This window comes from Micromonospora sp. NBRC 110037 (assembly GCF_001652995.1).
Taxonomy (GTDB): Bacteria; Actinomycetota; Actinomycetes; order Mycobacteriales; family Micromonosporaceae; genus Micromonospora; species Micromonospora chalcea.
The window spans coordinates 56,281-67,015 of the sequence record NZ_BBVA01000015.1 but is presented as its reverse complement, the minus strand read 5'-3'; the positions used below and the strand labels follow the sequence as shown (position 1 = coordinate 67,015).

The window sequence follows — 10,735 nt, the reverse complement described above, 5'->3', positions numbered from 1 at the left end:
ATAAATATGCCTGAGAGGCATAACGCCGGAGGGGAAACCCTTCTCTTCCGGGACGACACGGCGACCCAGGGCAGCACGCCGACCCCGCGCGGCGGGTTAACCGGTCGACCGCGGGCGCCTGCCGTGCCACGATCGCGCGATGCCTGCCTCCGTGACCGGCCTGCTGCGCTGGCAGTTCGACCTGACCTGGGCGCTCGCCGAGTACCACCTCGACCGGCTGGAGCCGGCAGACTTCCTCTGGGAGCCGGCCGCGCTGTGCTGGACCATGCGCCCCGGCCGGGGCGGCGGGTGGCGTCCCGACTGGGCCGACACCGAGCCGGACCCGGTCCCGGCACCCACCATCGGGTGGCTGACCTGGCACATCGGCTGGTGGTGGTCGGTCGCTACCGACCATGTGCGGCAGCGGCCGGCGCGGGAACGCGACGACATCCGCTGGCCCGGGCCGGGCGCGGAGACGGTCACCTGGCTGCGGGAGCTGCGGACGGAGTGGACCGAAGCGCTGGACGGGCTGGCCGAGTCCGACCTGGACCGGCCGTCCGCGTACCCCTGGCCCGCCGACGCCGGTCTCACCGTGACGCACCTGGCCGCGTGGGTGAACGCCGAGCTGATGAAGAACGTGGCCGAGATCGGGCAGCTCCGGCTGCTGCGCGCGGCGGCCTGAGCCGGGTGGCGCTCAGTGCGCGCCGCCGAGGTTGAGCACCACCACCCCGGCGATCACCAGCCCCGCTCCGATCACCTTCGCCACGCTCAGCGGCTCGCCCAGGAACGCCGCGCCGATCGCCATGATGGCGGCGGTGCCGAGGCCGGACCAGACGGCGTACGCGACGCCGACCGGGATGTCCTTCACCGCCAGCGAGAGCAGCCCGAACGCGGACAGGTACGCCACCGCCAGGCCCAGTGTGGGCCAGAGCCGGGTGAAACCGTCTGTGGCCTTGAGCAGGCTCGTGCCGATCACCTCGGCGGTGATCGCGCCGAGCAGGAAGAGGTACGCCATCGCAGGACCGTACCCGGTCCTGCGATGGCGTCCGGTCAGCTCGGTCAGGAGACCGTGCAGGCCTTCCCGTTCAGGGTGACCAGCCCCGGATCCGGGTTCGGGAACCGGGACGCGGTGCCGTTGAAGCCGAACGTGGTGGACGCGCCCGGCGCCAGCTTCGCGTTCCAGGACAGGTTCTTCGCGGTGACCGTGGCGCCGCTCTGGCCGAGCTGCGCCGACCAGGCGTGGTCCACCTTCTGGTCGCCGAGGAACGCCCACCGCAGGCTCCACCCGTTCACCGCCGTCGTGCCGGTGTTGCGCACCGTCACCTGGGTGGTGAAGCCGGACGGCCAGCTCCCGTGCGTGGTGTAGGTGACCGCGCAGGACGGCGCCGGCACCGCGCCGGCGTCACCCTGGTCGGCCAGGAACGACGCGAGCCACGCCAGCGCCGAGTTCCAGTTGATCGCCACCTCGTTCGTCGCGTACGAGTTGATGTCGTCGACGTAGCAGAACATCGGCGCGCATCCGGCGAGCAGGTTCGCCGCGAACGGGTCCTGCAGCGCGGCGTTCGGGCCACCGGCGAGCGAGCCGGCCGGCGGGCGCGGCAGGTCCGGGTTCAGCTGGTGGCCGAAGATCCGGCTGTGCTGGTTGCGGGCGTGCTGCTCGCCCCACCCGGTCACGTACGACATGTTCAGCGCGTTGCGGCCGAACAGGTAGTCGGCGGCCTGCACCGCGCCGTCCCGGTACTTCGCGTCCCGGCTCAGGTCGAACGCGGTGGCCAGCACGATCGCGTTGTTCACCAGGTTGCTGTTGCTGCCCCAGACGTACGCGTCGGCGGTGCCCGGGAACGGCAGCCCGTACGCCTGGCCGGCGATCGTGGCCAGGTAGCTGTCGGCGGCGGCGGTGATCGACTCGCGGATCCGGGTCTTCTCCGCGGCGGGCAGCGTGTTCGGCACGGTGGCCAGGTCCATGCGGCCCAGCGCGGCGACGCTCTGCCAGCCGAACGCGCCGTTCGGGGCGAACACGTCGGCGGTGTGCAGCGGCGAGCCGGTGACGTCGGCCAGGTACGCCTTGTCGCCGGTGGTCAGCCACAGCTCGACCGCGGCCCAGTAGAACTCGTCGCTGACGTTGGAGTCGTCGTACGCGCCGCCGCCGGTGCCGTCGCTGGCCGAGGCGTAGATCGCCGGGTGCTCCTTGGCCGCCGCGTACGCGGTCTTCGCGGCGGTGCCGCAGCGCGCGGCGAAGGCGGCGTCGTACGGGGCGTACAGCCGCTGGCACTGCGCGGCGACGGCGGCCAGGTTCAGCGTGGCGGCGGTGGACGGCGCGTGCAGCTCACGCGGCTCCGGGTCGTCCTGGGGCTGCAGCGGCAGGCCGGTCCAGTTCCGGTCGTGGATCTTGTGGTGGACCATCCCGGCCAGCGGCTTGCCGGCCGGCACCTGCATGCGCAGCAGGAACTCCAGCTCCCAGCGGGCCTCGTCGAGCACGTCCGGCACGTCGTTGCCGCGCTCGGGCAGCCGCAGCGTGGAGTCGCCCAGGGCGGCGCCGCCGTCGGCGGTCTCGGCGGTCTTGGTCCGCTCGAAGGTGCTCAGGAGCTGGTAGGTGGCGATGCCGCCGTTGACCACGTACTTGCCGTGGTCGCCCGCGTCGTACCAGCCGCCGCGCACGTCCAGCGAGTAGTCGCAGACGCCGGCCTGGCACGGCACGTCGGTGTCGCCCTGGTTCGGCGCGACGCCGAGGTGGCCGGCCGGGCGGGCGTACTCCTCGCCGATCAGGTCGCCGTCGATCTCGATGCCGCTGCGCTGGGCGTAGAAGAACTGCAGCGAGTCGGCGCGCAGCCGGTCGTAGAGCGCGCCGGAGATGTCGAACGGGTGGCTGGTCTCGCCGTCGACGGTGAGCGTGTAGCCGGTGCCCGGCTTGCGGTACGCGGAGAAGTCGACGGTCTGCACGTTCTGCCCGGAGGCGGCGTCGGTGCCGCGCGGCGTGGTCTTCCCGCTGGCGACCACCGCGCCGCTGCCCGACTTCAGCTGCCAGGGCAGCGCGTCGGTGGCCTCGGTGACCACAGTCGCGTGCTTCGGCCCGCCGGGCAGGTAGCCGACCTGGTTGACCCGGACCCGGGGCCCGGTGTCCGGCTCGTACGGCGGCGCCGGCTCCCCGCCGCGCAGCGACACGTTGTCCAGGCAGAACGTCTGCGCCTCGGCGCTGCCGCCGACCTGGAAGATCAGCTGGGCGGTGGGGTTCTCGGCCGGGGAGGTGAACGTGGTGGTGACGCGCTTCGAGGTGCCGGTGGCGGTGGCGTCGACGCTCGCGTACGTGGTGTAGGGGGCGCTGCCGAGCTGCAGCACCGCCTTGACGGCCGCGCCCGGGGTGGCGGAGACGTCGAAGGACAGCTCGTACTCGGCGCCCTGCATCAGCGGCACCGCGTCCTGGCCGATGCCGGCGTCCCACGGGTTGGCGGTGCCGGCCGCGACGGTGGTGCAGAGCCGGCCGTCGACGACAGCGAGGTCGCCGGTGCCGTAGGAGAACCAGGGGGAGACACCGGCGCTGAAGTCGCCGTTGCGGAGTTGTTCGGGGGCGTCCGGCGGCACCTCGGCAAGGGCCGGGCCGGCGGTGAGGCCGGTGAGCGCCAGCGTGGTGGCCGCGAGCGCGGCGAGCCGACGTCGGGATCGGGTCACGGAGGTTCCTTCCGTGCTCGGGGGTGGTGGGGGAGACCGGGAACTGGGAGCGCTCCCAATATCAGGCCGATGTTTCCACCGCGTTCCGTCGCTGTCAATCGATCCGGCCCGATGCTCGGCCGAGCGCCCGCTCGCGGAGGGGTCCGGCGCGCCACGTACGATGTCGGTGATCTCCTACAGACAACCGAGCCCTCGACCTGGCAGGCTGCGACCCATGACCCTGAAGCTTCGTTCCGTCGGAGCGAGCGACCGTGGGCTGATCCGCAGCGGCAACCAGGACGCCCAGCACGCGGGCCCCTGGCTGGTCGCGGTGGCCGACGGCATGGGCGGCATGGCGGCCGGCGACCTGGCCAGCCGCATCGCGATCGACGCGATCGCCCCGCTGGACGTGGAGACGCCGGAGGACGCGCTCGTCGCCGCGCTCCAGGGCGCGATCGAGCTGGCCACCGCGCGGATCCGCCAGGCGGTGGAGGAGGACCCGGAACGTCAGGGCATGGGGACCACGCTCACCGCGCTGCTGTTCGCCCGTACCGGCAGCTGCCTGGCGCTGGCGCACGTCGGCGACTCCCGCGCCTACCTGTTCCGCGAGGGCGTGCTCAAGCAGGTCACCCGCGACGACACGTTCGTGCAGATGCTCGTCGACCAGGGCGTGATCACCGCCGAGCAGGCCAGCAGCCACCCCCGGCGGGCCGTGGTCACCCAGGCGTTGCAGGGCGACCAGGTCTCCCCGTCGTACGCGACGATGGTGCCCCGCGCGGGCGACCGCTGGCTGCTGTGCAGCGACGGCCTCTCCAACGTCGTCCGCGCGGACACGCTCACCGAGGTCCTCAACGAGCAGATGGAGCGGGACGCCTGCGCGGCCCGGCTGATCGACCTGGCGTTGCGGGCCGGCGGCCCGGACAACATCACCGTCGTGATCGCCGACGTCGTCGAGGAGTAGCCCTCACCGGCGGCGCGGAGCGGCCCGGCGGGTCGGCTCGGCGGTGGTCGGGTCCTCCGGCCATGGGTGACGCGGGTAGCGGCCCCGCAGCTCCGCCCGCACCTGCGGATAGCCGGTGCGCCAGAACGACGCCAGGTCGGCGGTGACCGCCACCGGCCGCCCGGCGGGGGAGAGCAGGTGCAGCAGTACCGGCACCCGCCCGTCGGCGATGCGCGGCACGTCCCGCCAGCCGAACGTCTCCTGGAGCTTCACCGCCAGCACCGGCGCGCCCGGATCGGCGTAGTCGACACGTACCCGCGACCCGCTGGGCACCGCGAGCCGTTCCGGGGCCAGCTCGTCCAGCCGGGCGGCCTGCCGCCAGTCCAGCAGCCGGCGCAGCGCCGCCACCACGTCCACCCGGCTCAGGTCGGCCCGGCGGCGGGCGCGGACCAGCTCCGGCGCGAGCCAGTCGGGGGCGCGGTCGAGCAGCGCCGCGTCGGAGACGTCCGGCCAGTCCCCGCCGAGCGCCTGGCGGCAGAACGCCATCCGGCGGCGCAGCCCGGTCGCCTCCGGCGTCCAGCGCAGCAGTCCCGGCCCCTCCTGCCGCAGCCCGTCCAGCAGCGCCGCCGCGACCAGCTCCGGTTCCGGCGCGGTCAGTTGCCGCTCGCGCAGCTCGATCGCGCCGAGCCGGTCCACCTCCCGGGCCACCACGTCGCCGCCGGTCCAGGCCACCTCCCGCCCGGAACATAGCAGCGCCGCCCCGGCCTCCCGGGCGGTCGCCTCGTCGATCGGCGCGGCCAGCCGTACCCGCGCGGCCGGCGCGCCGGGGGAGCGGTCGGCCACCGCGACGGCCAGCCACGCCGCTCCGGCCAGCCCCGACCCGGGCGTCAGCTCCGCGGCGGTCCCGCCGGCCATCAGGTACGCGGACCCGCCCGGCCGCCGCGTCCGGGCCAGCCGTTCCGGGTACGCGAGTCCGGCGATCAGCCCGGCGGCCAGATCGTCGGGCAGGCGCTCCCGTTCGGCGTCGTCGGCGGGCAGAGCGGCGCGCAGGCGGCGTACATCGGTGCGCCAGCGCGCGGTGGCGGCCGGGTCGACGCCGTCGCGCAGCCGCCGCCAGCGGGCGGGCAGGTCGTCCCCCGTCCCGCCCAGCGTGTCCTCGCCGAGGATCGCCACCACCTCGGCGGCCCGGTCCGCGCCGACCCGGGGCGCGCCGTCCAGCAGGGCCCGCGCCAGCCGGGGATGCGTGCCTGCCGCCGCGACCGCCCGGCCGCGCGCGGTGATCCGGCCGTCGTCGTCCACCGCGCCGAGCGTGCCCAGGGTCTCCCGCGCCACGGCCAGCGCGGCCGGTGGCGGCGGATCGGGCAGCGCCAGGCCGGCGCCGTCCGGGGTGCCCCAGGCCGCCAGCTCCAGCGCAAACCCGGTCAGGTCGGCGGTGGCGATCTCCGGCTCGGGCTGCGGGGCGAGCCGCTCGTGTGCCGCCTCGGACCAGCAGCGGTAGACCGCGCCTGGCGCCTCCCGCCCGGCCCGGCCCGCCCGCTGCGTCGCCGCCGCCCGGGACACCGGCACCGTCACCAGCGAACCCAGCCCCCGGGCCAGGTCGGTGCGGGGCACCCGGCTCAGGCCGGCGTCCACCACGACCCGGACGCCCGGCACGGTCAGGCTGCTCTCCGCCACCGCCGTCGCGAGAACCACGCGCCGCCCGGCGGCGGGGGTGAGCGCCGCGTCCTGGGCCGGGCCGGGCAGCCGTCCGTGCAACGGCAGCACCGTGACGTCGCGTAGGTCGGCCAGGCGGCGCGCGACGGCGCCGATCTCACCCGCGCCGGGCAGGAAGACCAGCACGTCGCCCTCGCGTTCGCGCAGCGCCCGGCGGACCGTGGCGGCCACGTGGTCCAGCAGCGCGGGATCGACCCGGCCACCGCCGGGTGGCGTCACCGGGCGCGGCGGCGGCGCCCACACCCGCTCGACCGGGTGCAGGGCGGCCTCGGCGCGTACCACGGGGGCGGGGTCGCCCGCGCCGAGCAGCGCGGCGAAGCGGTCCGCCTGCGGGGTGGCCGACATCGCCAGCAGCCAGAGGTCCGGGCGCAGCGTGCCGCGCGCCTCGACGCTGAACGCCAGCGCCAGGTCGGCGTCGAGCTGCCGTTCGTGGCACTCGTCGAGCAGCACCGCGTCCACGCCGGGCAGCTCCGGGTCGTGGTGCAGACGGCGCACCAGCAGACCGGTGGTGACCACCTCGATCCGGGTACGCGGCCCGGCCCGGCGCTCGCCGCGCACCGCGTAGCCGATCCGGTCGCCGACCCGTTCGCCGAGCAGCGCGGCCATTCGGTGCGCGGCGGCGCGTGCGGCGACCCGCCGGGGCTGGGCGATCACCACCCGTCCGGCGACGGCGTCGGCGACCGCGAGTGGCGCGGTGGTGGTCTTGCCGGTGCCCGGCGGCGCCACCAGCACGGCGGCCCCCCGGTTGCGCAGCGCTTCGACGAGTGCCGGCAGCACCGGCCGGACCGGCAGGTCGAGGGCGACGTCGGCGAGCACCGACCCACTCTCGCACCCGCCCCCGGCGGGCTGTCGCACCGGCCCCGGTGGGCGGACACGGAACGGCCCGGCCGGCGCACCGCCGACCGGGCCGGGTGGACCGCTGCGCCGGGTCCGCCGACCCGGCCGCCGCCACCTGCTAGTACGTTCCGTCGAGCTGACCGCGCAGCTTGGTCAGGGCCCGGGCCAGCAGCCGGGACACGTGCATCTGCGAGACGCCGATCTGCTCGGCGATCTGCGACTGGGTCAGGTTGCCGTAGAAGCGCAGCGTGAGGATCTTCTGCTCGCGCTGGTCGAGCGTGGCCAGCGCCGGGCCGAGGGCGACGCGCGTCTCGGCCAGCTCGAACTCGCCGTCCTCGCCGCCGAGCAGGTCGCCCAGCTCGGTGGCCCGCTCGCCGTCGCCGGTCGGCGTGGACAGCGACACCGCGTTGTAGGCGCGGGCGCCCTCCAGGCCTTCGAGGACCTCTTCCTCGGTGAGCTTGAGGTGGGCGGCGATGTCGGCGACCGTCGGCGAGCGGCCGAGCGTCTGGAGCAGCGTGCTGTTGGCGTCGGAGATCGCCAGGCGCAGCTCCTGCAACCGGCGGGGGACGCGGATGTCCCAGGTGCGGTCGCGGAAGTGGCGCTTGAGCTCACCGATGATGGTGGGGATCGCGTAGCCGGCGAAGTCGACGCCGCGCGACGGGTCGAACTTGTCGATCGCCTTGATCAGGCCGATCGCGGCGGTCTGCGCCAGGTCGTCGTTCGGTTCGCCGCGGCCGCTGTAGCGGTGGGCCAGGTGGTTCGCCAGCGGCAGCCACGCCTCGATGGCGCGGTCGCGCAGCGCGGGCCGCGAGGGGTGGCCGGCCGGCAGCGCGGCCATGGCGGCGAGCAGGTCGGCGGCGCTGTCGGTGAGCGAGCGGGGGTCGAGCTTCGCGGAGCCGGCCGGCGTGGTCGCCGGGGCGCTGATCGTGTGGGCGGTCATGGGTGGTCCTCCCTGCACCTCGTCCGCGGAAGAAAAAAGACGTGACGCTCAGGTTTAGGTGACGTAGTACGTTCGGGAGCCACCATAGCCCGATCGTGCTGCCGAAATCTAGCCGAAAGTACGATGTACTTAAGGTGTGGCGGGGTATGGACCTCGTTTTTCCGGGCATAGCGCGCCCCGATCGGTCAACGCGGAATCCGACAGGTGGGCGAAGTGTCGCCTTTCTGTCGTTGTCCCGCCGACGGGACCGCCCGTACCGTCCGTAGCGACACGTCAACGGAGGCACCGTGCTGGATCCCGCCGCGCCGCAACTCGTCATCAACGCCCGGACGCTGCTGTTCAGCTGGCTCCCGGCGGATCCCGGCGTGGTCGAGACCCTGCTGCCCGCCGGTCTGCGTCCGCACCCGCAGCGTCAGGTCTTCGTCAACCAGTACGTGGTCGACGACGAGACACAGACCTCCGGCTTCGGCGCGTACTCGCTCACCTACCTGGGCGTCTCACTGGCGGACATGGATCCCCCCGACGGCGGGACGCCGGGTGGCTGGTGGACCCACTACTTCTCCTCCAGCGAGCGGGTCCGGCGGTACGCCGCCGCACGGGGCGCGCCCGCCGCCGCCGGGGAGACGCGCCTGGACCTGCGGGGCGACCGGCTCACCGCCGAGACCCGGGCCGGCGACGGCACGCTGCTGATCCGGGTCACCGCCCGGGTCGGGCACACCGGCACCGAGGTCCACAACGGCCACCACCGCTACCTCACCGGCCGCGACGGCGAGCTGATCGTCACCGACTATCCGTACGTGGCCGAGCCGGTGTCACCGTTCGAGGTCGAGTCGGTGGAGTTTCCGGCGCCGGAGCATCCGGTCCACGCGCTGCGGCCGGCCAACCCGCTGCACGTGTGCTGGGGGTTCTACTCGCCCCGGGTCTCGTTCGCCTATCCGGCCCGTCCGAACGTGCCCGACGAGGTGAGCGACCGTCACCAGGTGCCGGCCCGCCGGGCGCGCAGCGGCCTGCCGTCCGGGTCGTAGACCAGCCGGTACGCGGGCAGCGCCCAGAGCCGCGTACGCCAGGGCAGCCGCTCCGGGCGGTGCGGCCGCAACCGGCCCGGCGGACGGGGACCGGCCCGGCCCCCGGCGTGCCAGCGGTCCAGTTCCTCCGCCGCCGTGGTGATCGCGGCCACCGCGTCCGCCGGGTCCAGCAGGTCGTCGTCCTGCGTGCCGCCGGGATCACGGTCCAGGTGCTCGCGCCACAGCCGCAGCCGCAGGTCGCGGGCGAACACCCGGGCGCCGTCGCCCATCCCGGCCGGGTCGGCCGGCGCGCGGGTGTCCCGGGTGTCGTCGAGCACCGCGCAGGACAACTCGCTGTCGTGCGTCCAGGAGCGGCGGTTGAAGTTGTCGCTGCCCACGCTGGCCCACACGTCGTCCACCACGCAGACCTTCGCGTGCACGTAGACCGGCGTGCCGTCGCGGTTCTCCACGTCGAACACGTGCACCCGCTCCGGCGCGGCCCGGTGGCACAGCGACAGCGCCTGCTCCCGGCCCACCATGTTCGGCGGCAGCGCGAGCCGGCCGTCCACGTCCGGGTGCCGGGGCACGACCGCCACCAGGTGCAGGTCCGGATGCTCGTGCAGCGCCTGCGCGAACAGCTCGGCCACCTCGGTCGACCAGAGGTACTGGTCCTCCAGGTAGATCAGCCGCCGGGCCCGGCGTACCGCCTTGGTGTAGCCGCGGGCCACGGTGCGCTCGCCGTCCGGGGCGAACGAGTAGCGGGGCCGCACCGCCGGGTAGGTGCGCAGCACCTGCACGTGGTGCGGCCCGCAGGGCGGCGGGTCGGCGGGCTGTTCGGGCAGCGGGTCCGGGCGCAGGTCGGAGCCGCGCAGCCGGTCCCGCAGGTAGGCCATCGGGTTCTCCGAGTCCAGCGGCATCGGGTCGGTCCACCGCTCCCGGAACGTGGTGTCGAGCGCGCCGACGACCGGCCCGCGCACCGCGAGCTGCACGTCGTGCCAGGGCGGCGTGGGGCCGTACCGGGGGGACATGCCGATCGGCTGCGGGTCGCCGGCGTGGCCGGCGTCGTCGCGGCGGCTGTGGCACAGGTCGATGCCGCCGGCGAACGCGATGTCCCGGCTCGGGTCGCCCGGATGGCGCAGCACCACCAGCTTCTGGTGGTGCGAGCCACCGCGCCGGACCCGCTGGTCGAGCAGCACCTCGCCGCCGGCCGCCCGGATCGCCTCGCTGAGGTCGCGGTTCTCCGCCTCGCTGTAGGACAGCGTGTCGAGGTGGGAGCGCCAGATCAGGCCCTTGACGATCACCCCGCGCTGGGCGGCCCGCGCGAACAACTGCGCCACGGTCGGGCCGTCCGGGCGCATCCGCTCGTCCGGGTCGCCGCGCCAGTCGGTGAAGAACAGATGATCGCCCGCGGTGAGCGATTCCACCTCGCTGACCAGGCGGTCGAAGTACGCGGCTCCGTGAATCAACGGCTCGGCGAGGTTTCCATCGGTCCAGACGGGTAACTCAGACCCCGGGTTGGCGCGTTCCTGTGCGGTGAGGAACCAGTCCCGCAGAGTCACGTTCCACCCCCGAGGTCGACGACGTCCTCACACGGTAGGACCCCCGGCAGGACCCCGCACGGCGAGCAGCAGGTCGCGTGGGTGCCGCGCGCCAGGGGGACGCCGGACCCCTGGATCG

The 10,735-nt window shown here is 74.6% G+C and carries 8 protein-coding genes; 3 read left to right on the top strand and 5 right to left on the bottom strand.

The genetic code is table 11. From position 1 onward, the window contains the following. Window positions 1-139 precede the first annotated feature (139 nt). Window positions 140-661: a DinB family protein gene (locus A4R25_RS29185; protein ID WP_064448767.1), complete on the top strand. Its 522-nt coding sequence runs from the start codon at window positions 140-142 to the stop codon at window positions 659-661. A gap of 12 nt (window positions 662-673) precedes the next feature. Here the strand turns inward: A4R25_RS29185 and A4R25_RS29180 are convergent, their stop codons facing one another. Both A4R25_RS29180 and A4R25_RS29175 read right to left on the bottom strand, forming a co-directional pair. Beyond that, window positions 674-994, bottom strand: a complete 321-nt coding sequence (locus tag A4R25_RS29180; RefSeq protein ID WP_043325054.1) for a multidrug efflux SMR transporter — start codon at window positions 992-994, stop codon at window positions 674-676. Window positions 995-1,038: 44 nt separating this feature from the next. After that, window positions 1,039-3,645 carry a glycoside hydrolase family 9 protein gene (locus A4R25_RS29175; RefSeq protein ID WP_064448766.1) on the bottom strand — a complete coding sequence of 869 codons (2,607 nt, stop codon included), beginning with the start codon at window positions 3,643-3,645 and terminating at the stop codon, window positions 1,039-1,041. A gap of 214 nt (window positions 3,646-3,859) precedes the next feature. Between A4R25_RS29175 and A4R25_RS29170 the strand changes: the two genes are divergently transcribed. Further along, on the top strand, window positions 3,860-4,585 hold the full coding sequence (locus tag A4R25_RS29170; RefSeq protein ID WP_043325052.1) for a PP2C family serine/threonine-protein phosphatase: 726 nt from the start codon (window positions 3,860-3,862) through the stop codon (window positions 4,583-4,585). 3 nt (window positions 4,586-4,588) lie between these two features. On the opposite strand, the gene hrpB is transcribed toward A4R25_RS29170, so the two are convergent. Next, a complete protein-coding gene (gene hrpB, locus A4R25_RS29165) occupies window positions 4,589-7,093 on the bottom strand; it encodes an ATP-dependent helicase HrpB (RefSeq protein WP_064448765.1) in 2,505 nt (834 codons plus the stop codon). Window positions 7,094-7,232: 139 nt separating this feature from the next. Next, window positions 7,233-8,054 (bottom strand): SigB/SigF/SigG family RNA polymerase sigma factor, encoded by an 822-nt coding sequence (locus tag A4R25_RS29160; RefSeq protein ID WP_043325049.1) that lies wholly within the window; start codon window positions 8,052-8,054, stop codon window positions 7,233-7,235. 287 nt (window positions 8,055-8,341) lie between these two features. Between A4R25_RS29160 and A4R25_RS29155 the strand changes: the two genes are divergently transcribed. Further along, complete coding sequence (locus A4R25_RS29155; RefSeq protein ID WP_064448764.1) at window positions 8,342-9,079, top strand: hypothetical protein; 738 nt, start codon at window positions 8,342-8,344, stop codon at window positions 9,077-9,079. On the opposite strand, the gene A4R25_RS29150 is transcribed toward A4R25_RS29155, so the two are convergent. After that, entirely contained in the window at window positions 9,028-10,617 is a 1,590-nt protein-coding gene (locus A4R25_RS29150) for a phospholipase D-like domain-containing protein (RefSeq protein ID WP_064448763.1), read from the bottom strand. The two genes, A4R25_RS29155 and A4R25_RS29150, sit on opposite strands and share 52 nt — an antisense overlap. Between the last annotated feature and the right edge of the window lie 118 nt (window positions 10,618-10,735).